Below are 22,696 nucleotides of genomic sequence, written 5' to 3' on the forward strand. Positions count from 1 at the left end.
AGTCTATTGAAAATGTATAGTTGTGTATAACCACAACCGTTCCAGCCACTGCGCTTTCCATGGGCTCAGCTTCAGCCCATAGCTGTCAACTTAAGAAAAAGGACTAACTTCTCTCGAAAGATGGTATGGAAGACTATCCATCAACGAGAGGAGTTTTTTCTATGACAGCTCCAGATACACTCAACTACCTCGATCCACTATTTGCATTCCTGGCACCAGAGAAGGTCGATGCCCTAGCCAAAGAAACGGGATTTATTCAACGAAAAAGAAAACTAACCGCCAGCGATTTTCTGTCGTTGCTTTTTCAGGCCCATGGAAATTTCATCGATCCTAGCTTGCAAGAACTCAGTACCAAGCTTCTGGCCGATCAGGAAATCGACATCAGTCGTACCGCAGTCGATAAGAAATTCACTAAGCAAGCTGTCCATTTTCTTCAACGGTTGGTCGAAGAGTTATTCCAGATTCAACAATCTCTTGAACTAGTGAAACATCCAGTGGCAGTGGATTGGCCGTTTACTAGCTTGCGCATCTTAGATGCCACGCACCTCGAGGTGCCCAATTCGTTGAAAGCACACGCGAAAAAAACACGCCAAAGCTCGGTGAAAATCCAACATGAATTTGATGTGTTGACGGGACGGCTGACCTTTTTGCGTATCGATTTTGGCAACGTCAACGACACCATTATGGGTGGGAAACGGGTGCCGTTTCTGGACGAGCAAGAATTGTGCTTGCAAGACCTTGGCTATTTTCATTTCCACTCATTCGAGCAGATTGATGAAAACCACAACTACTTTCTCACCAAGTTTCGGAATGATGCTTATTTAGCCTATCAAAACCCGTTCCCTGCCTATCATCCGGATGGATCTGTGGTGAAGAGTAGCGAGTATCAGCGCATTGAACTCGAGCGCCTTTGTGAGAACATGGCACCGGGAGAAATCTTGGAACTGGAACAAGTTTACTTTGGGCGAGATGCGCATTTTTCAGCACGATGTGTGCTATTTGCCCGAAGCGAAGAACAACGCCAACAATGACTGCAAAAAATTCAGCGCCGGGCATCCAAAAGTGGGAAGAAACCCAAGCAGCTGGTTCGTGATTTAGCTGGAATAACCGGCTATATGACCAACCTACCCGAACCTGTTTCAGGTTCGCACCTTGTTGAATTGTATCGCATGCGTTGGCAAATTGAATTGAATTTTAAGGCGTTGAAATCCTATTTGGAAATCGATCATTTCCGATTGGTCAAACAAGAGCGTTGGCTCTGCCATATATATGCCACATTACTGGTTTTCCTGTTAAGCCAATTGATTGCGTATCAAATTCGGAATGCGATTTGGGGAGTCGAGGAGAAAGAAATTAGCGAAACCATTGCGATTCGAAGCATCGCCTGTGAGTTTTTGGCGCAAATGTATGAAGCCGTCAAGCAAAAAAAGAAGACGCTTCTGGCTTTTATTCCCTTGATTTCCCACTTATTCAGCAGGACTGCACGGAAGCCGAATTCCGCTAAAGGAACAGCCTTGAAACGCCTTCAATTCATCTAGAATCATCCAACCACAGCCTCCCCAAAAAGGGGGGCTAGTTGGCGTTCTTAGTTATCTCCATTTCCGATATTTCCCGAATTCAAACCCCGATGTCGTACAAAATTAATGGAAATACTCAACGTCATTTCTTAAGTTGACAGCTATGTCAGCTTCAGCCTCCTCGTCACTTGCGTTCCTGCGGGGTCTTCAGCTTTCGCTGTCCCATAGGAGTCTTCGTGACCAGAACGGTTGTTAGCATATAGCTCAAATTAGAAAGTAACCAGTGATTCCACTTTTTAAGAGGATTAATGAGTAATCACACAAGGATCCGAAGCGCAATGCGGCGACTCCTGCGGAAAAACGGAGTGATGAGACCCCGCAGGAGCTTGCGACGAGGAGGCTCAGCACTTCGTCCGCGGAAAGCGTCCGCATGGAGCGCAGAATCCGGTATAAACAAGATGAAAAGAATATTCATTCTCTACCAATTATAATTATCTTTTGTCTATATGCTAAGACGGAGAGCAACTGCTCTCCGTCTTTTCTTATATCTATTATTTTATTTGGCCGTTACCGCGTATAATGTATTTCGTTGATGTTAAAGCTGGTAAGCCCATTGGTCCTCGCGCATGAAGCTTTTGTGTACTAATGCCAATTTCTGCACCAAACCCAAATTCGAAACCATCTGTAAATCGAGTCGATGCATTGTGATACACCGCGGCCGCATCAATTTCCATGAAAAATTGATCGACGTTTTCTGATGTTTTCGAAATAATTGCTTCTGAATGTTTCGTTCCGTACGAATTGATGTGCTCAATTGCTTCACTAACATTTCCAACGGTTTTTATCGCGACTTCAAGTCCGAGGTATTCTGTACCCCAATCCTCTTCTTCTGCAGGTATCACATTAGGTGAGAGTTTTTGTACAGGCTCGTCACCATGAATCGTTACTTGTTGATCTTGTAAAGCGCTCACCAATAGCGGCAAATGCTTGTCGGCCCAAGCTTGATGGACTAAAATGCTTTCACAAGCGTTACAAACAGATGGACGCTGTGTTTTGGCATTTAATGCGATGTCAATTGCCATTTGAACATTCGCTGTCTCATCGATATAAATATGACAGTTTCCTGCTCCTGTTTCCAATACTGGAACTGTAGAATTCTGAACGACCGTCTGAATCAACTTCGCCCCTCCACGAGGAATCAACACGTCTAAGTATTGGTTCAATTTGAACATGTGAGATGCAGCTTCTCTGCTCGTATCTTCTAATAGCTGTACGGACTCTACTGGTAACTCACTTTTTTCTAACGCTCGGTGAATAACAGCAACTATTGCTTTATTTGAATGGATGGCTGTTGAACTGCCACGCAATACTACCGCATTCCCTGTTTTCAAACATAAACTTGAAGCATCTACTGTGACATTCGGACGCGCTTCATAAATCATGCCGACAACACCTAAAGGCACGCGGATTTTGGACATGGTTAAGCCGTTTGGACGTTCCCATTTCTCAAGCACTTCACCCACTGGGTCTGTTAGTTTCGTTAGTTGTATCAAGGCATCCGCCATGTCTGTTATCCGAGACTCATCAAGCTTTAGACGATCTATTAAAGACTCACTCATATCATTTTGACGGCCAACTTCTATGTCTTTGTTGTTTTCCGTTAAAATATAGGTTTGTTCTTCTAATAATTGCGCTGAAATAGACCGCAAAGCGTGATTTTTTTGTTTTGTCGTCGATTTTGCCAGTATCGCAGAAGCGGATTTTGCCTTTTTCGCTTTTTGTAGAAGTTCGCTTTGATCGGTTTCTTGCTCTTGAAAAAGTTTCGTCATCCAATTGCCCCTTTCAATTTTTCGTTCGTTATACACTCATTTTTGTTTTTATACCGATATAAGTTCCATCGCCTGTGCCGTGAAAAATATCGACTAATTTTTCGCTACCTGTTCCAGATCCGATAAATACTTGAACTCCAAAAGCAAGTGCCGTACGAGCTGCTTCAACTTTAGACTTCATGCCCCCTGTTCCAACATCAGAGCCTTCAGAAGAAGTTGCAGCTATTAACGCATCAGGAATGTCATGTAAGTGAAGGTATTTCTGAGCTTGAGGATTGGTTCTTGGATTTTCGAGATATATGCCATTAATGTCTGTTAAAATCATGAGGAAATCGGCATGAATTAATCCACTAACTAACGCCGACAGCATATCATTGTCACCAAAAGTTAATTCTTCCGCTGAAACCGAATCATTTTCGTTAATGATTGGCATGACATTCCGTTCCAATAATTTGGAAATGGTCGCATTGGCATTTTTATAAAGATCTTTCGTCAGCAGCAATTGTGCCGCTACAATATTGTGCTTTTTGCATTCATCAGCGTACGCTTGTAATAACAAGCTTTGCCCGACCGCTGCAGCTGATTGCTTATCGACTAATGTATTTGGTCGCGATAAGTACCCCATGCCCATACACCCTGCAGCAACAGCTCCAGATGAGATTAACACCACTTCGTGTCCTTCTTCTTTTAAACGAGCCAGTGCATCCACGTGCTCACGCAATTTCTCAATTGACAGCTTTCCTTGTTCATCTGTTAACGAACTACTTCCGATCTTCACAACAATTCTTTTCTTCTCCACGTGCATTCACCACCCGTTTTTGATAAATAAAAAAAATCTTCCATTTGTTCAAAAACGGAAGAACCTTGCCCCCGTGACTAAATTTCTCTAGGCTTGTTTATCGAATTTCTTGAATAGAGTTATTATGCACTCTTTCGTATTTTAAGTCAACAATATAATAAACGAATTCCTTATTAACAGACTTCATCTGATTTTTATATACAATATATATGAATATTTATTCAAAATGATGATAAACTACTTATCCTTATTATTGCGTTACATGTCTATTAAGAGCTTATTCGAGGATTTTTAGTTTAATTATTCTGTATAAAAAGAAAAATTAATTTTTAAAAGATATATTAGTCTACCATATATTTTTCTATCAACACACGGCACTTTTGACTGAGAACTTGCTACCGCAAAAAAAAGCATGGGAAGAGATCCCATGCTTTTTTCTCTAATTTTCTAAAGCGCGATAGTTTACTTCTAACTGCTTTAAACTTCTATATTTCATAATTTGAGTTACGTACCACCCAACAACTACTAATGTGATGCAAGCTCCAATAATTGCAGACACATGATAATCCATATTCAAACCTTCTGGTGCGTAGAAGATGTACATGGAAACGACTGCTGTCATAAAGATTGCAGGTACTCCTGCTATCCAATGGAATTTGAAGTTTTTCAATAAGTATACTGCTGCCGTCCAAAGCATAAACGTCGCTACCACCTGATTGGTCCATCCGACATAGCGCCAAAGGAAAGTGTAATCGATTGTCGCCATATAGAATGTTGGAATCCCTAGTGGAATCGTGACCAACAAAACTTTCACTTTTCCTTGCATGTTAACAAATTTCGCAAGAATATCCGTTACGATCATTCGAGAAGAGCGAAGTGCTGTGTCGCCCGTTGTGATAGGTAAGATAATAACTCCAAAAATGGCGAGCAAACCACCAATCGATCCAAGTAAAGTGATTGAAATTTCATTAACTACACCAGATGGGCCTCCTGCAGCAAGTGCTGCTCCAAGTCCCTCAGTACCATTAAAGAATGTCATTCCGGCTGCTGCCCAAATCAAAGCAATCACACCTTCAATGATCATTGCACCATAAAAGATTTTGCGGCCCATCTGATTCTTTTTTCATCGTTCTTGCAATGATTGGACTTTGCGTGCAGTGGAATCCGGAAATTGCACCGCAAGAAATGGTGACCATCAACAATGGCCAAATTGGTAAAGTTCCTGGGTGTAGATTTTCAAACGTAAGGTTTGGCATCGGTTTCCCAGAGAATACTAACGCAACTGCTACTGCAATTGCCATGAACAGTAAAATCCCACCTAATAAAGGGTAAATCCGACCAATCACTTTATTGATTGGCAAAATCGTCGCTAAGATAAAATAGAAGAAAATGATTGCTAATGCCGTGATAAAGTTAATCGGTGTAATTTGTGCGATTAACTGTGCTGGACCCGCGGTAAAAGCTGCAGTCACTAGCAACATGAGCACAAGAGAAAGACCATTGATAAACACTTTTGCATTCTTGCCTAAGTATTTCCCAACTAAGGTTGGAAATTGTGCGCCTCCATGACGCATCGACATGACACCTGAAAAATAATCATGTACCCCTCCGGCAAAAATACTGCCAACGACAATCCAAACAAAAGCTACTGGACCATAGAGTGCACCTGCAACTGCACCGTATATCGGACCAAGACCCGCTATATTCAATAATTGAATCAAATTCCCTTTCCACCAGCTCATTGGGACAAAGTCTAATTTGTCGGTTTTTGAATAAGCAGGTGTTGGTGTATTATCATCAATACCAAAAACCCGTTCGATGAATTTCGAGTAAAATACATAGCCTAAAATAAGTAAAGCGAGAGCTGCAAAAAAGGTTATCATATGGCGGTTCCTCCTGATGTTTTCTTAAGTATAAAGAATGATAACATGTTTTTTCAATATATAAACATAATATTTAGAAAAAAACAAATATACTGTAAAATAACTATAATGAGACCGCCTGAACTGTTTTTCTTGATTTTATATACCTACATAGGAAATATTTCTTATAATTCTAATAATAATAAAACAAAAAGAAAGATATTTATATTATATTCTAATCTATTTTTGATTTAAAAAAAGTGCGCAGGCGATGTTCCGCCTGTGCACTCATCTTTTTAAAATTAGCGATCAACTATTCGAATCGTGTATTGAATTCCAATGCTTTTGCAATTTTTTCTTCGCTGCTATCAAAAACATCACTTGTCGTAATTGTTATGGAGTCAATATCACTTTCTTCAACAATAAAGCCAATATTGCCTTGTTTGGTTTCTCCCGGCGCAAGTTCTCCGTTTAAACTTTCTAAGTAAATATCATCTTCCCAAAGTTTGAGTTCTTCTTCATCCGTCTCAAACAAAGCTACTGGAGCAAAATGCACCGGTTCATTGGAAGTATTGGTAATTTCTACGAACATTTTCACGACACTGAATTCTTGATCATGGGTATAGGCATGAAAAAAATCTATCAGACTGTAATCAGGTTTTACTTGAAGAATTTTCGATTCTGCTACCGTCAGCTCGACAGGATCAATATCATAGGTTTCCATAGTCATATTGACTGCTTCGACTATGGCTTCCCCTTTAGCATCTCGTTTGTTTTGCCCAACTTCTTGGAGCGTGCGGTCATCTGTGACTTGGGGACTCAAGACATAGTCTTCGTAATACTTTGGAACTTCGTTTTCTTCAGCAACTGTCGAAGCTACAGCTATCGAATCGTCAGGATCTGAACATCCTCCAAGTATTACTGCTGAAAATAGTAAGAAATATATAGCCTTTTTCATGTCATTGCCTCATTTCGTTGCATTACTTATCGTTGATTTCTACTTTTGCTTTCAGTAAATCAAAAATAATTTTAGCGTGATCTGTGTTGTCGAGCTTTCCTGCAAATTCATCACTTGCGGGTCCATATGCGTAAACTGGAACATCTTCTCCTGTGTGACCACCTGTTGTCCATCCTGTGTGGGTACGCTGATTGAAAATCTCTTCGATAGCGTTGTCTATAGTTGTATACTTGTTACTTTCTGCTGCTTTTTTCACTGTTTCTATTTCTTCAGCTGTCAATTCCAGATCAATGTATTCGCTTAGCGTTTCTTCTACACCAACCCCGTCCACAATTTGCTGTGCCATAAAATCAGGTGTACGTTTTGCGGCTTTGATTGGCTCTCCGAACCAGTTGTAAATGCCATCTGCTCCAATAGAAAAGCCTCCTGTTGAATGGTCGGCTGTAGCTACCACTAACGTATTGCCGTCTTCTTTCGCAAATTTAATTGCAGCTTGGAATGCTTTGTCGTAGTCTTCCATTTCGCTCATGGCTGCCACGATATCGTTATCATGTCCTGCCCAATCGACTTGACTGCCTTCTACCATTAAGAAGAAACCATCTTCATCTTCTGACAAACGATCGATGGCGGATGTCGTCATTTCTTCTAACGACGGCGTGCTATCATCACGGTCGATCATTTTCGGAAGACCTGCCGGTGCGAACAAGCCAAGCACTTGCTCATCATCATTGCTTAATAGTTCATCACGGTTTGTAAGGTAGCTATACCCGTCTTCTTGAAACTCTTCCGTAAGATTCCGATCTGTTCGTTCGAATAAATCGACACCTCCACCTAGTAAAACGTCGACTTTATGTTCTCCGTTAATCAGTTCATCATAGTAATCATCTGCAATGGCATTCATGTTTTTTCGTGCAATGTCATGGGCACCGAACGATGCCGGTGTCGCATGTGTAATTTCAGAGGTCGCGACCAGTCCTGTGGCTTTGCCTTTTTCTTTAGCTGCCTCAAGAACTGTTTTCACTCTACTTTCATCATTGTCGACAGCAATTGCACTGTTGTATGTTTTAATCCCGGCTGCCATAGCTGTAGCAGCAGAAGCAGAATCCGTGATGTTTTGATCGGGATCTTCAGGATATGTTGATTGTTGTCCGACCAAATACGCATCGAGAGCCGTATCTTCAACCATTTTAGTAGAAGGGTCATTTTGCAAGTAGCGATAAGCAGATGTGTACGAGGTACCCATTCCATCACCAATTAGAAAAATAACATTTTTCACTTTCTCTTTTTTGCCTTTTTTGTGATCTTGTCCGTGGGCTTTCCCTTGGTTTTTGTCAGGAGTACCCGCTTCAGCTGATAGCGTAAATGAGCTAACCCCTGTTAATGCTAATGCCGAAGCTAAAGCAATTGGCAGAACTTTTGTTTTCAACTTTCTATGTATCATTTTCTCTCCTCCAGTCATTTGATCTACATGCTCAGTATAGAAGTCGATTGTTAAGGATTGATTAGAGAATTGTTTAGCTTTTGTAAATTGTCAAAAACAGGTATTTTTACACAATACAAAAAGCCCAGAAAAAATTTCTGGGCTCCAATTAGTTGGCAATAGATGAAGTTGCATTTTTGGCTAACAGCAAATAGGAAAGTAATGCGATCAAACACATTGAAAAAATCACGAGCCCCATTGGAACCGCCGTGTTTTCTCCTGCAATCCCTACTAATGGTGCAGTTGCGGCCCCGAGGATAAATGGTAATAACCCGAGTAATGCAGATGCACTTCCTGCAACATGTCCTTGGCTTTCCATGGCAAGCGTGAAAGAAGATGTTCCGACCACCCCAATAGCCATGATGAAAAAGAAAATAGGGATGACAACTGCCCATAAAGGTCCTTGCATGAGCACGACGGCCAATAAAATGGCCCCTGCAACTGTTGCCATGTAAAGAGCTGTTTCTAAAAATCTTTTTTCAGACCAAATGTGTGTAAATCGACCAACTGAGTAACTCCCGATAATCAACGCAATTCCGTTCATCCCAAATAACAAACTAAACATTTGAGGAGAAGCGCCATAAATATTTTGGTAAATAAATGGCGTACCGGATACATAAGCAAAAACTCCACCAATTAAAAACCCTTGTGCTAACGCATAACCTGTAAACTGTCGATTCTTCAAAATCCCAGAAAAATTACTGAATGTGGATTTTATATTGCTTGGCACCCGTTTTTCAGGCGGCAAACTTTCTTTTAAACGAGAGGCAGAAAGCACTAGCAAAAAGATTCCCAATACCGTCAGTAACACGAAAATCCCTTTCCAATCTGTAATTAAGAGCACTCCACTACCTATTGAAGGAGCGATTAAGGGCACCAAATTACCGATAACCATTAATAATGCAAACAAACGTGTCAATTCGGGCCCTTGACTAACATCTCTCACTATTGCCCGGGAAATAACGAGCCCCCCAGAAGCTGCAAAACCTTGTACAAAGCGTAAAAATACAAATATGTAGATGTTTGGAGCAAATATACAAGCGATCGATGCGCCGATATAAGCCATTAAAGAAATTAATAAGGGTTTGCGCCTGCCGTGCATATCACTTAGTGCACCTGCAACTAATTGCCCTATTGCTAACCCCAACAAACATGCTGTGAGACTTAATTGAACAGAACTGGCATTGGTTTTATAAACATCTGCTAAAATCGGGAACGCCGGTAAATACATATCAATCGTAAAAGGAACTATCGTAGTTAAAGCACCCACCAATAAAATAAAATGAGTGCGTGTAAGACCAGTGGAACTTTTCAAAATTTCTACACCTTCTTTTCTATCATCACTTATCTATAAAGCCCAATACGAGCTGAAGTAAACTACATAACTAAAAAACCCGCAACTATCAGTTTATCACAATGGATAAGCTGACAGCTACGGGTTAAAATAATGCAATTAACTAGATGTTATTTTACTTCCACAGTCCAACCAAGTGTATCTTCAATTTTTCCTGTTTGGATTCCTGTAATAGTATCATAAATTTTTTGTGACAATTCACCGATTTCGTGGTTGTTAATAATCATCTTCTTGCCTTTCCAGTTCAGCTCGCCAACTGGAGAAATAACGGCTGCTGTACCAGTACCAAAAACTTCTTCCACTTGACCGGCTTCGAAAGCTTCAAAAAGCTCATCAACTGAAATTCGTCTTTCTGTTACGGATATTCCCCATGTGCCAAGTAATTCAATAATCGACATACGCGTAATACCTTTAAGGATACTGCCGTTCAATTCAGGTGTCACGACTTCTCCGTTAATTTTAAAGAAGATGTTCATGCTTCCGACTTCTTCGATGTATTTTTTCTCAACACCGTCTAACCAAAGAACATCCGCATTGCCTTCTTTTTTAGCATTGGCTTGCGCTTGGTATCCAGAAGAATAGTTCCCTGCTGTTTTAGCCATACCCGTTCCGCCTTTTACGGCACGCGTGAATTTATCTTCTACATGAATAACAACCGGTTTAAGACCACCTGGGAAATAAGAGCCTACTGGCGATAAAATAACCATGTATTTATACGTTTGAGATGGTCCAACTGCAAGATTCGCATCTGTTGAAATGATGTAAGGTCGGATATAAAGAGACGTTCCAGGTGTTTTTGGAACCCAATCTTTTTCAAGTTTGATCAGTTCAGTCAAATGCTCTAAAGCTAATTTCTCGTCAATTGGCGGGATGCTCAAACGTTCGCTTGAAAGATTTAAGCGTTCAAAGTTTTCTTCCGGTCGGAACAATAAAATCCGTCCGTCTTCTGTACGATACGCTTTCATGCCTTCAAAAACAGTTTGCCCGTAGTGGAAAATCATCGCTGCAGGGTCTAAACTAATCGGTCCATAAGGGACAATTTTCGGGTCATACCAGCCTTTTTCTGTTTCGTATTCTAAGACATACATATGATCTGTAAAAGTAGTCCCGAATGGCACTTGGTCTTTTACCGGTTTTTCTTTTTTGTTTGTATTTTCAAGAACCTCTAGCTGGTACGTAGTCATCGTCAGGACTCCTTTTATAAAAATAATTTTAATTATCAGTCATATGAATAATTATACACGTTCATTCGATACTTTAAAAGCTTATCGGTTCTATAATTCAAAAATCACGATAAAAGACCTGTTCTTTTTCGAAATAAAAAGACCATTCAGCGAATGATCTCAATAAAGTGAGCAAGGATTTTGGCAGTGAGTCCCCAGATTACTTTGTCCTCATAAATATAAAAATATTCATCAATTTTGCGTGCATGCCAATTGTAATTTTCTCCTCCAGCAATTAAATCGTAAGGAAAATTTTTCTCTGGCTGAATATCAAAATGAATGTGATACATTTTCGGCTCTTTTTCTAAGAAAAAAGACAACGGGACTGTAAAGATACTGTCGACTTCTGATGGGTTTGGACTAAATACGACCTTTGGATCAATCACACCTGCAAATGAGTAGATAATCATCCCAAAAGGCGAAACAATATAGTCGAGTGGATAGACGTTTGAGATGTCAGCTTTTTCTATCCCTAGTTCTTCGATTGTCTCTCTTATCGCAGTGTCTTCTTCTGTCTGATCTTGATCATCAATTTTTCCTCCGGGGAAACAAATTTCTCCAGGTTGGTTTCTAAGGTCATAAGAACGAACTTCGAAGAGGACATGGGTTTCTCCATCTTTTTCAATAAGAGGCAACAAAATCGCAGATTTCGAGAACTCCTTATTTCCTAATACTTCAGGAGTTCGGTTTTTCATTTTTTCTAACAAATTTTTTGGATCCATCTCCACACCTCATCTCTTCTATCTAGTTTACCAAATCCCCTAACATAATTCTTTTCAGGCACTAGATCGTTAAAATTTCTCGGATATCTTCTGCAGACATTGCCTTCAACGGTTCTTCTCCCGATAAGATCACATCGTCAATTAAGTTTTTCTTTTTCATTTGCAATTCATTGATTTTTTCTTCGATGGTGCCTTTAGCAATAAGCCGAACTACTTGGACTTCCTTTTCTTGCCCCATACGATGTGCCCGATCCGCCGCTTGTTGTTCGACAGCCGGATTCCACCACAGATCATATAAAACAACTGTGTCAGCACCCGTCAAATTCAAGCCCGTACCACCAGCTTTTAACGAAATTAAAAATAAATCTCCTTGTCCCTCGTTGAATCGGTTACAAAGCTCCACACGTTCTACCGGTGGTGTTTGACCATCGAGGTAAAAATATGGAACTCCTTCTCTCGCTAATTGATTGCCGATGATGCCAAGCATTTGTGTAAACTGCGAAAACACAAGTACGCGGCGTCCAGTTGCACGGCATTCTGCTAATATCTCCATTAGCTGATCAAACTTAGCAGATCCTCCGTCGTAACCTTCTACGAACAAAGCAGGGTGGCAACATAATTGACGCAACCTCGTTAATCCTGCCAAAATGCGAATGCGGTTTTTTTGAAAACTGTCTTTGTTTAAGTGCTTTAATGCATCTTGTTTTAGTTCAGCTAAATAAGCTGCGTATAATTTCTTTTGCTCTTTTTGCAACTCTGAAAAATGGATAGATTCCACTTTGTTCGGAAGTTCTGTTAACACATCGGTTTTAATACGACGCAAAATAAAAGGCCGCACACGCTTTTTGATATGCTCTCGTCTCATTTCACTAAACAGCCTGCGATTTGGCAAGAGTTCGGGAAACACTACGTTAAAAATTGACCATAACTCATCTAATGAGTTTTCAATGGGGGTGCCTGTCAGCGCAAATCGGTGATCTGCTTTAATGCCTTTTACGGCTTTTGCTGTTTGTGTCACTGGATTTTTAAAGGCTTGTGCTTCATCTAAAAACACTGTATGGAATGTTTGGTCGCGGTACAGCACTTGGTCCATACGCAAAGAAGGGTAAGACGTAATAACCACGTCTAACGCAGGTATTTTTTTAATCAAAGAAGCTCTTGTTGTTTTATCGCCATCAATGATTCCAGCCTGGACGCCTGGTGCAAATTTCGTTAGTTCGTTTAGCCAATTGTAGACGAGTGATGACGGAGCGACGACAAGTACTGGTTGCTGTTTTTTACGGACATCGGGCAGCACCGATACGATAAAAGCAATACTTTGCAAAGTTTTTCCAAGACCCATATCATCAGCTAAAATGCCACCAAATTTGTATGTTGCCAATAGCTTAAGCCAGCGAAATCCAGCTTCTTGATAATCGCGGAGCACGCCATTTAAGCTTGACGGAATATCCGTTCCCAATGCTTCTGGGCGATTTAAATTTTGCAGCAAGTTTGCAAAATTCGTCCCCGGATCTAGCAACTGTCCTTCCTCTAAAGAAGCCACCAAATGCAGGCCGTGGATTAACGGAATCCGAATTTCTTCTCTACCAAAGTTAGCCGCATCGACATTTAATTCACGTAGAAAGTCACTCAAATCAAGGAATTCTTGAGTTTCCAACGACATTAACGTACCGTTAGGGATTCGATAATAAGGTCGTTTTTCTTCTAAAGCTGTTAAAATTTTTTTAATCTCTGCTTCAGGAATATCTTGCATATCAAAACGAAATTCTAACCAATCCGTTCGTTCACTAATTTCAACTTTCACTTTCGGTCCGCCATAGCTTTTTTGGACGCGCATTTTGACAGCAGTCGTTGCGAAAATCTGCATCTTTTCTTCTAACACCGGAATGACATGATACAAAAAATGATATTCCGAATCTTCATCCTGCATGTAAAAGCCGCCATCGGTTTGCGTAAATGCACTGTCTTTCATGAGACGTATGATGTTTTTTTCTTCTTCAAGCTGTCTACGAATTCCTGGATAATGACGAAATTCATCTTCTGGCTCTTCGCAAGGATTAATGACGAGATGACCATAATGAAACTCTACACCCGCTAGCAAACGGTGCCTAATTCGGTCGAGAAACAATTTAGCGCGTAGAGGCGTTTGCTCAAGCCGCTCTGCTACTGCATCAGCGATATACACGTTCCCTAAACGCTCTAATCCCGGCACCACTGTTGCCATGAAATAATCTATTTCTTCTGCTGAAAGGAGCAGTTGATCCAGTCCATTCGGTAGTAATTCTTTCAGTTCTGACAGGCGTTTCGCATCTTCATTAGCCAAATATACTAATACGCCCTCTGCAAATGCTAATTCATAAGCTTGTAGAACGAGTACTTCTTCAAGACCTTCTACATCTAATCGAAATCCGCCTGTCCGGTGTTCACTAAAATGAAAAGACAGCGGCAATTGCTTTTCAATCGATACGCCATCCGTAATCCTCCCTGCTCCAACAAGTTTAACGTCAGGTGCAGATTGCAATAAAGGCAATAGTCGCTCCCAATCTGAAGCCGCAACGACAAGCATATCGCTATTTTCTAGTCTACTGTTCTTGCTAATTTGAGTTTTCGCTAAGTAATCGAGAACGGCTTCCGTACTACTTTCTAGCCGATGTTCTTTTGGGGAATAATCAACACCAGATGGTTCACTGTATGTTTTTTCAGATCTCACTGCATTTAGAAATTCTCCGATATATTGAATGGGCTCATTAGCCGCAGCTATACGCAAACCGAGATACGCGGCGGCGTCTCCCAACAAAACCGGCAGCACACTAAATTCAATTTGGTATGTTTGACGTTGGTCGAAATACTGTCGTCTTCCCTTAGTTCCCTCAGCCTGTCGAGAGAACAACTCCATCATTTTCCTTGTTGGATTTTCACGTTGTTGCATACTATCAATGGCCAGCATAACCCCAGCAACGTGATGGCAGTAAGTTGTCACAAAACCAACTGGTGGGCAGCTACAAGAAGCCAACACTTCTCCATCTACCTCTTCCTTTACGCTAACATAAAATTCGTTGCGCCCTGCAACAACGCCTTTTATAAGTCGGTCATCAGTAGGGTCCTGCATTAAGCGAATTTTTCCTGCCTGAAAAAAGGACTTTCCTTTTTTGAAAGCCGCTTGTCCGCATAATTTTTTTATTGTGGATTCATTAAGTGAAAAGTTCATGAGGTACGTTCCTTCCTGAGATAAAATACTTGGAACAATTGCGCAGAAGGTTGTTATTCCTTCATTATCCATGACTAAGGAAGCCGAATCAACGATGACGAAAAGGAAAGTCACTTCACTACCTTCTTCCAACCTACGGACTTGCAGCACTTTCTTTTGCGTATCTGTCTACCGGAAACCTTTACATTTGTATCAACAATTATAATAATATTCCTGCAATAGGCTTTTGCCGGTAATCTCCGATAATTCCCTTAACTCTATCTTCAATTGGCATGTCTATTATAGGCTGTAAGCTCTCGGCTTTAACTCGATTATCCAATTTGAAATATGGTTCTTTTTTGAGTGCTTGTTATTGACACTCTTTATACCAAGTATTATGATAATCAAATATTACCAACTAAACTACTCGGAAAAGGATGATTTAATGATAGTTGTCGAAAAAGTTCAACCGATTAATGATGTAAAAGGTCCTGTTGCAGAACAAAATCAAGCGTTATCAAAACCGCAAGTTTCATTAATTGTTAGCGGATTAGTTGGGGCAGGATTAATATTTATTTATTTATTAGCTACTCAACACATTTCCCAACCCATTCTTCTTATTATAGGGCTATTGCTCGGTTATACTCTATTTCACGCACGTTTTGGTTTTACTTCGGCATTTCGACGTTTGGCTTCTGTTGGCAACGGACAAGCTATGCGGTCACACATGCTCATGCTAGCAGTCGCTGTAACATTATTTGCACCTATTTTGGCATATGGCTATTCGTTCTTTGGTACAGGCGTAGCCGGTTATGTTGCCCCAATTGGGGTTAGCCTAGTTGTCGGATCCTTCCTTTTTGGTATCGGAATGCAACTTGGTGGCGGCTGTGCATCTGGTACCTTGTATGCACTTGGCGGCGGGCGCACAGTTATGTTCGTCACCTTAATATTCTTCATCATTGGTGCTACAATCGGCGCATATCACTTACCATTTTGGACTGAAGAAATGCCAGCATTTGAACCGATTTCACTGGCAACTTCTACTGGACTTGGTTATGGCGGAGCTTGGCTCGTATCAATATTATTTTTTGGTTTGGTCGCATGGATCAGTTTAATCATCGAGAAAAAAAGACGCGCTCCCAAAATGGCACCTGTTCCATCTGCTTCTGGATGGAAACGAATTTTCCGCGGCTCGTGGCCTTTATTTGCTGCAGCTATCGTATTAGCCAGCTTAAACGCATTGACATTGATGGTTCGCGGAACACCTTGGGGCATTACTTCAGCCTTCGCTTTGTGGGGTTCAAAAATTGCTGCATTGTTCGGAGTTGATGTAGCAAGCTGGGGTTATTGGCAAGGCCCTAATGCAGCAATGCTTGAAACTTCGATATTTGCAGACTCTACGACCGTTTTAAATTTCGGCGTTATTATCGGAGCATTTATCGCTTCAGCCGCTGGTGGCTTGTTCAAATTCTCTAATGTAACTTTAGGCAATTTCTTTGCATCTGTTATTGGTGGCTTGTTGATGGGCTATGGTGCTCGATTGGCATTCGGATGCAACATTGGCGCTTATTTTGGAGGCATCGCATCTTTTAGTTTACACGGTTATATTTGGGGTGTGCTTGCTTTGGCTGGAACATTTGTTGCTTTGTATTTACGTCCGTTATTCGGACTTTCCGTTCCTAAATCCAATGATTCCGTTTGTTAAGCTCCCAAACAGGCAGTCGAGTAAAATTGACTGCCTGTTTTTTGATATTGGTGTGTTTTAACTTTAGAACTATAAGGGAATAAAAAGAAGTATTGCTAAATTTATTTATATCTTATAACAGGGAGGAGAAACCGACATGAAAGAACTTTTTGGCTTGATGAAGTTTGGCACGAAGTCCGCTTTGTGGGCAGCCATTATTAATACAATCGTAGCCATTCTCAAAACAGCCGCTTATTTGATTACGGGAAACGTAGCAATGTTTGCTGAAATGATGCATAGCTTTGGGGATGCTGCGAACCAATTTTTTGTGTTTATTGGTTCTGCATTGAGTAAAAAAGAACCGACAGAACGCTTTCCGGGAGGATTTGGGCGATTGGTCAACCTTGTGCTACTCGGAGCTGTTTTAATTGTTGGGGTTTTGGCCTATGAAACCATTGTCGAAGGAATTCATCACATTTCAAATGCCACTCATTCAGAAGATTGGTTTTGGTTGAATATGGGTGTGCTTGGTACTTCTGCATTGCTCGAAATGGCAGTTCTCTACAAAGCAATGAAGGAAATTACAGAACATCTTCCAAAAGAACAAATACAAGGCTTTAAATTGATTCCTGAAAGTTATAAGCATGTTAAAGATGCTAAGCCCGCTTCGAAGCTTGTATTTTTAGAAGATAATGTTGCAGTTGGCGGTGCGTTACTTGCAATGGTCGCAATTGTTGTTGCTACTTATACACCTTTCCATAGCGCTACAGGCTATGCTTCAATCATCATTGGTGTTGCACTTATTTTTGTTGTAGGTCGTATCTTTATGGATAATGCTGCGGGAGCACTTGGAGTGGCCGATGTGAAAATGCAGGCAAGAATGGGCGCACGTATTTTACAGCATCCTCATATTAACGACATTCAAGACTTAGATGTTATTAAAGAAGGCGAAAGCCTACATGTCGAACTAAAAGTTGAAGTTGATCCTCATATGACGATCAAAGAAGCTGATGAAATTCGAAACTATATTGAGAAAAAAATTAAAGAAGCTGTAGATAATGTCACCGATGTAATTATTGAGTTTGATGACGATGATGACGTCGACACGTGGAGTCAGATCTCAAATGGGGATCAAAAGTAGTTTTTAGACTTTGGGACACTAGCAAAAAAAGGCAATCAAAGCCGCGAAAAATCTCCGGTTTTGATTGCCTTTTCTTTTTTTATGCTTTCGGTTCTTTTATAACCATATTATCTAATACCACCGTTTTCAAGTAATGGGAAACGCCATTTTCATCGCAAGTAAATTCAGTAACTTCATCTACTTTTTCTTTAATATGATCCGGGGCATTTTTCATCGCTACAGCATGGCTAACATATTCGAACATTTTAAGGTCATTATCGCTGTCTCCGATGGCTAACGTTTCACAGCCTGTTAAGCCAAACCGCTCCAGCATTTCTTTGATCCCTGATGCTTTATTGACATCTGAAACCATGACTTCTGCATTGTGCGGAGATGAAGGTGTCATCGAAAAACTCATCTCTCCTTGCAATTCCTTTAGCTCGGCTTTCCATTCTTCGATTTCATCGCGTGTTCTTGCGAAAAAATAAAATTTCGAAAAATGATTACCGGTTATTTCTGAAGTCCACTCAATATCTTCCTCTATTGCTTTTTGACGTGAAATCCATTCGTTAATCTGAACGGAATCAGGCTTCGGATCACGAATTGCCGCTTCGACAAAGGCTTTGTCTTGTTCTAGCACCAATCGCGAGTTGCCATGCGGGAAAAGTTCGTAATAGATTTTCCGTTTACGTGCTTTCTCAATAATCGTTTTTACCAACTCTAGCGACAACGCGTGTTCAAATACAACTTCCTCGCCAATATAGCCTGCCATGCCATTTGCGGTAATAATGCCATCTACTGCAAAGCCTTCTGGCAACATTTCCGCTAGTTCGTCTGCCGATCTGCCTGTCGCAATGAAAACAAAAGTTCCTTGATCACGCAGTTGATCTATAACTTGCTTTGTTTCAGAACTAACTTCGTTATAATGATTTAATATCGTTCCATCCATATCTAAAAAGATGGCCTTCGGGTTAATAATCACTCCATTACCTCCTGTTATCCTATGCACATGATACCCCTCAGTATACGCCGTGCTATTTCTAAACTCAACGAAAGTACAACTCTCTGTCGGTAAAAGGATTAGAACTACTGCGCAAAGATAGAAAATGTTAGAATAATAAAAAGAGAAATTTTCAGATTTTATTTGACGTTACAGGAAATTTGTTTATCTATGCTAGCTGTTTAAAATAACCAGTGGCAGATGGAGGTTAAAATGAAACAGGTCTTGACCATTCAAAAAGTATTAAATAATAATGTCGTTATCGCTCATAACGATGTTTATAAAGAAGTGGTATTAATCGGCAATGGTCTCGGTTTTAACCGAAAAAAAGGAGATTCTGTTCCTTTTGACCAAGCCGATAAAACATTTTTGCTTAAAGATGAAAAAGAAATGGAGCAATATGTAAACCTACTTCCGTATATTGAAGAAAAACTCATCGCATTTATCCAAGAATTACTTCTTTTTATCGAAGAAAAAATGGGCAAAGAACTAAATGAACATATTCACGTTGCATTAACCGATCACATTGCCTTTGCTATTAACCGTGCCAAAAAGGATATTCAATTCTCCAACCCCTTTTTATTTGAAATAGAGTCTCTATACCCTAAAGAATACCTTGTTGCTAAAGATGTTGTTCAAAAAATAGAAGAACGAACAGGTGTCTTTTTTCCAGAAGGTGAGGTTGGCTTTATCGCTCTACATATTCACAGCGCGGTAACGGATAAGTCTTTACGTGATATTAAGCGCTATCATTCCCTACTTTCACAACTGGTAGAGATTATCGAAAACAACTTGGATATTCAGCTGGACAAAAACAACATCGATTATCACCGCTTAATCCAACATCTTCACCGAGCAATTGACCGTGCCGATAAAGGCACTGTTATCAGTGAAGAAAATAAATTGGCTGCTATGTTGAAAAGTGAATATCCTGTGTGCTATAATCTTGCTTGGAAGCTCATAAAAGTAATGCAAAACCAATTGAATAAGCCCGTAGATGAATCAGAAGTCATGTATTTGACGATTCACTTGCAGCGCTTGACACATAAATTCTGACCATACGTGTTACTGATTCGATCAGGCATGAGTATGAAAAGACGGAAGTTAACCAACAGGACAATACTGTCCTTTTATTGACTTTTCCCTTTTCTGCTCATGCCTTTTATTATGGATTCAATTGTTTTTTCATATACAACCCATAGAGGAGGAAATTACATGTCATTTAATTTATTCGGTACATTGCAAAAAGTTGGTAAAGCTCTAATGTTACCGGTTGCACTCTTACCAGCTGCCGGTATCTTACTAGCTTTCGGTACAAGTTTTGCACAAGAATCATTTTTGGAAGCGGTTCCTTTTATGGGAGCTAATTGGATTCAGCAATTATTATATGTAATGGCAGAAGCGGGCGGAATCGTCTTCGCTAACCTTCCTTTACTATTTGCTGTTGGTGTTGCAATCGGTCTTGCCGGTGGCGATGGTGTAGCAGGACTTGCGGCCATCATCGGTTATTTGATCATGAACGTCACGATGAAGGCATTTGGCGGAATTACGCTAGAAATGACTACTGACCCGGCTTACGCCAACGTACTCGGAATTCCTACGCTGCAAACAGGAGTGTTCGGAGGGATTATCGTCGGTATTTTAGCCGCCTTCTTGTACAATAAATTCTATAATATCCAGCTGCCTCAGTTTTTAGGATTTTTTGCAGGAAAACGGTTTGTCCCAATTATTACTGCGTTTTCAGCTGTTTTCCTTGGAATTGTTATGTTCATGGTTTGGCCTTTTGCTCAAGGTGGCCTGAACGCTCTTTCTCACTTTATGCTAGAAACAAATCGTACGCTTGCGGCTTTCGTTTTTGGAACCGTTGAACGTTCATTAATTCCATTTGGTTTGCACCATATTTTCTACTCACCATTTTGGTTTGAATTTGGTCAATATACAACTGTTGCTGGCGACATTGTTCGCGGCGACCAACGTATCTTCTTTGCTCAACTGCAAGACGGTGTAGACTTTACAGCTGGTACATTTATGACGGGTAAATTCCCATTCATGATGTTTGGCCTTCCAGCTGCAGCTCTTGCGATTTATCACACAGCGCGTCCTGAGAAAAAGAAAGTTGTCGGCGGTATCATGGCTTCTGGTGCGTTAACATCTTTCCTTACAGGAATTACAGAACCTCTTGAATTTACGTTCTTGTTCGTGGCACCTGTATTATTCGGTATTCACGCTATATTCGCAGGTTTATCGTTTATGACCATGCATTTGCTTAACGTAAAAATTGGTATGACATTTTCCGGTGGATTGATCGATTTCCTATTGTTCGGTGTAATGCCTGGTAGAACAGAATGGTTCTGGGTCATCGTTGTTGGTCTAGTGTTCTCGGTCATTTATTACTTTGGTTTCCGTTTCGCTATCCAGAAATTCAACTTGATGACACCTGGACGTGAAATTGACGAAGAAGACGATGAAGAGACAGAAGAAATTGGCGACTTGCCATATGAAATTCTTGCCGCTATGGGCGGACAAGAAAATATCACGCATCTTGATGCTTGTATCACACGTTTACGTGTCAGTGTTGAAGATAAAGGCAATGTTGATAAAAAACGTTTGAAAAAACTAGGCGCTTCAGGTGTTATGGAAGTTGGCAATAACATTCAAGCCATTTTCGGACCTGTATCGGATAGCTTACGCGGTCAAATGCAGGACATTATCAATGGGAAATCACCTCGTCCAGCTGCAAAAACGGCAGCTCCAACTAAAGATTCTGTTGTTTCAGCAACGCCACTTGAATTCAACAGCCCGATGACAGGTGATATCTTACCGATTTCAGAAGTTCCAGATCAAGTATTTTCCGGTAAAATGGTTGGCGATGGCTTTGCGATCAAACCGACTGAAGGAAAAGTTTTTTCTCCAGTAAACGGTAAAGTCGTCACTGTATTCCCTACTAAACATGCAATCGGTATTGCAGCTGATAATGGCACGGAAATTCTGATCCATATCGGAATTGATACGGTACACTTGAAAGGTGAAGGTTTTACTTCGCATATTGAACAAGGTGATTTGGTTGAACAAGGACAACTCTTAATGGAAATGGACTTGGATTATATCGCTGAACACGCAGCATCTATTATTACGCCTGTCGTCTTCACAAACCTTGAAGAAGGACAGTCGATTAAGCTCAATAAATCCGGTGCTGTAACAGCTAAGGATGCAGATATTATGGAAATTATCAACGGAGAATCTGTTGTGTAATTTAGAAACAGGTAGTTAAAAATCGGTCACATTTGGATTTTCCAAATGCGACCGATTTTTTTGTTTTTTCATCTGACCCTTAAGTTTTGTTGGAAATTGACGCTTTTAACTAGTCCAATGCTCTGCTAATCTTATCTGAAAAGAAAAGATAGGATGGTTACTAACTATGCAAAAAACAACTAGCTATTCACCAACAGCTAATTCTCGTACCTTTGATTTGATCTTAAGTTCGATGGCCATTGCACTTGTCTTTGTTGCCACATTACTATTGAATATTCGTTTACCGATTGCTGCCAATGGTGGGCTTGTTCACCTTGGTACAGCTATGCTTTTCATCATCGCAATTCTTTTTGGTCCTAAAAAAGGATTAATCGCAGGTGCTATTGGGATGGGTTTGTTCGATTTAGTTTCAGGCTGGACTTTATGGGCGCCCATTACAATCATAGCGCGCGGGCTTCAAGGATACTTAGTCGGGAAAATCGCTTGGTCAGGTAATCGAACTGGTAACAGTACGTCTTTCAATATTTTAGCTGCTGTTGTTTCAATGCCACTTATGATTGCTATCTACTATGTAGGCGAAGCTATCATCTTCAGCAGTTGGATTATCCCAGCCGCTTCAATTCCAGGAAACATCGTCCAAAACGTAGTTGGATTGATTATTGCGATTCCTGTAGCTATCGCTTTAAAGAAAACACCTTATTTCAAATAG

16 protein-coding genes and 1 pseudogene are annotated in these 22,696 nt (G+C 40.5%); 7 read left to right on the top strand and 10 right to left on the bottom strand.

The genetic code is table 11. The features are described from left to right. Window positions 1-161: 161 nt before the first annotated feature. Window positions 162-1,031 (top strand): IS4 family transposase, encoded by an 870-nt coding sequence (locus tag MLE13_RS04115; RefSeq protein WP_240748193.1) that lies wholly within the window; start codon window positions 162-164, stop codon window positions 1,029-1,031. A gap of 9 nt (window positions 1,032-1,040) precedes the next feature. Continuing rightward, a complete protein-coding gene (locus MLE13_RS04120) occupies window positions 1,041-1,538 on the top strand; it encodes a transposase (protein ID WP_346429154.1) in 498 nt (165 codons plus the stop codon). Between the two features lie 530 nt (window positions 1,539-2,068). Here the strand turns inward: MLE13_RS04120 and MLE13_RS04125 are convergent. The 9 genes and pseudogenes from MLE13_RS04125 to MLE13_RS04165 all read right to left on the bottom strand — a co-directional run bounded on the left by MLE13_RS04125 (window position 2,069) and on the right by MLE13_RS04165 (window position 14,952). Continuing rightward, complete coding sequence (locus MLE13_RS04125; RefSeq protein WP_240748195.1) at window positions 2,069-3,346, bottom strand: glutamate-5-semialdehyde dehydrogenase; 1,278 nt, start codon at window positions 3,344-3,346, stop codon at window positions 2,069-2,071. Window positions 3,347-3,374: 28 nt separating this feature from the next. Then, window positions 3,375-4,145: a glutamate 5-kinase gene (proB, locus tag MLE13_RS04130; protein WP_346429151.1), complete on the bottom strand. Its 771-nt coding sequence runs from the start codon at window positions 4,143-4,145 to the stop codon at window positions 3,375-3,377. Between the two features lie 439 nt (window positions 4,146-4,584). Then, window positions 4,585-6,028, bottom strand: a pseudogene (locus MLE13_RS04135) (carbon starvation CstA family protein). 292 nt (window positions 6,029-6,320) lie between these two features. After that, the gene (locus MLE13_RS04140) at window positions 6,321-6,965 is read right to left on the bottom strand and encodes a DUF4352 domain-containing protein (RefSeq protein ID WP_240748196.1); all 645 of its coding nucleotides are present in this window, start codon (window positions 6,963-6,965) and stop codon (window positions 6,321-6,323) included. Between the two features lie 22 nt (window positions 6,966-6,987). Next, complete coding sequence (locus tag MLE13_RS04145) at window positions 6,988-8,406, bottom strand: alkaline phosphatase (RefSeq protein WP_240748197.1); 1,419 nt, start codon at window positions 8,404-8,406, stop codon at window positions 6,988-6,990. Window positions 8,407-8,554: 148 nt separating this feature from the next. Beyond that, window positions 8,555-9,760, bottom strand: a complete 1,206-nt coding sequence (locus MLE13_RS04150) for a multidrug effflux MFS transporter (RefSeq protein WP_240748198.1) — start codon at window positions 9,758-9,760, stop codon at window positions 8,555-8,557. A 149-nt stretch (window positions 9,761-9,909) separates the two neighbouring features. After that, window positions 9,910-10,983: a branched-chain amino acid aminotransferase gene (locus MLE13_RS04155; RefSeq protein WP_240748199.1), complete on the bottom strand. Its 1,074-nt coding sequence runs from the start codon at window positions 10,981-10,983 to the stop codon at window positions 9,910-9,912. Window positions 10,984-11,129: 146 nt separating this feature from the next. Further along, on the bottom strand, window positions 11,130-11,744 hold the full coding sequence (locus MLE13_RS04160; RefSeq protein ID WP_240748200.1) for an NUDIX hydrolase: 615 nt from the start codon (window positions 11,742-11,744) through the stop codon (window positions 11,130-11,132). 61 nt (window positions 11,745-11,805) lie between these two features. Beyond that, window positions 11,806-14,952: a DEAD/DEAH box helicase gene (locus MLE13_RS04165; protein WP_240748277.1), complete on the bottom strand. Its 3,147-nt coding sequence runs from the start codon at window positions 14,950-14,952 to the stop codon at window positions 11,806-11,808. 424 nt (window positions 14,953-15,376) lie between these two features. On the opposite strand from MLE13_RS04165, the gene MLE13_RS04170 reads away from it, so the two are divergent. After that, complete coding sequence (locus MLE13_RS04170) at window positions 15,377-16,636, top strand: YeeE/YedE family protein (protein WP_240748201.1); 1,260 nt, start codon at window positions 15,377-15,379, stop codon at window positions 16,634-16,636. 136 nt (window positions 16,637-16,772) lie between these two features. Continuing rightward, a complete protein-coding gene (locus MLE13_RS04175; RefSeq protein ID WP_240748202.1) occupies window positions 16,773-17,756 on the top strand; it encodes a cation diffusion facilitator family transporter in 984 nt (327 codons plus the stop codon). 79 nt (window positions 17,757-17,835) lie between these two features. Here the strand turns inward: MLE13_RS04175 and MLE13_RS04180 are convergent, their stop codons facing one another. After that, complete coding sequence (locus MLE13_RS04180; protein WP_240748203.1) at window positions 17,836-18,717, bottom strand: HAD family hydrolase; 882 nt, start codon at window positions 18,715-18,717, stop codon at window positions 17,836-17,838. A 231-nt stretch (window positions 18,718-18,948) separates the two neighbouring features. On the opposite strand from MLE13_RS04180, the gene glcT reads away from it, so the two are divergent. The 3 genes from glcT (at window position 18,949) to MLE13_RS04195 (ending at window position 22,696) form a co-directional block, all read left to right on the top strand. Further along, window positions 18,949-19,791, top strand: coding sequence for a glucose PTS transporter transcription antiterminator GlcT (glcT, locus tag MLE13_RS04185; protein ID WP_240748204.1), 843 nt, complete (start codon window positions 18,949-18,951; stop codon window positions 19,789-19,791). Window positions 19,792-19,950: 159 nt separating this feature from the next. Further along, the gene (ptsG, locus tag MLE13_RS04190) at window positions 19,951-21,987 is read left to right on the top strand and encodes a glucose-specific PTS transporter subunit IIBC (RefSeq protein ID WP_240748205.1); all 2,037 of its coding nucleotides are present in this window, start codon (window positions 19,951-19,953) and stop codon (window positions 21,985-21,987) included. A gap of 166 nt (window positions 21,988-22,153) precedes the next feature. Then, window positions 22,154-22,696, top strand: a complete 543-nt coding sequence (locus MLE13_RS04195) for an ECF transporter S component (RefSeq protein WP_240748206.1) — start codon at window positions 22,154-22,156, stop codon at window positions 22,694-22,696.

The organism is Planococcus halocryophilus, assembly GCF_022489025.1.
Classification (GTDB): domain Bacteria; phylum Bacillota; class Bacilli; order Bacillales_A; family Planococcaceae; genus Planococcus; species Planococcus halocryophilus_A.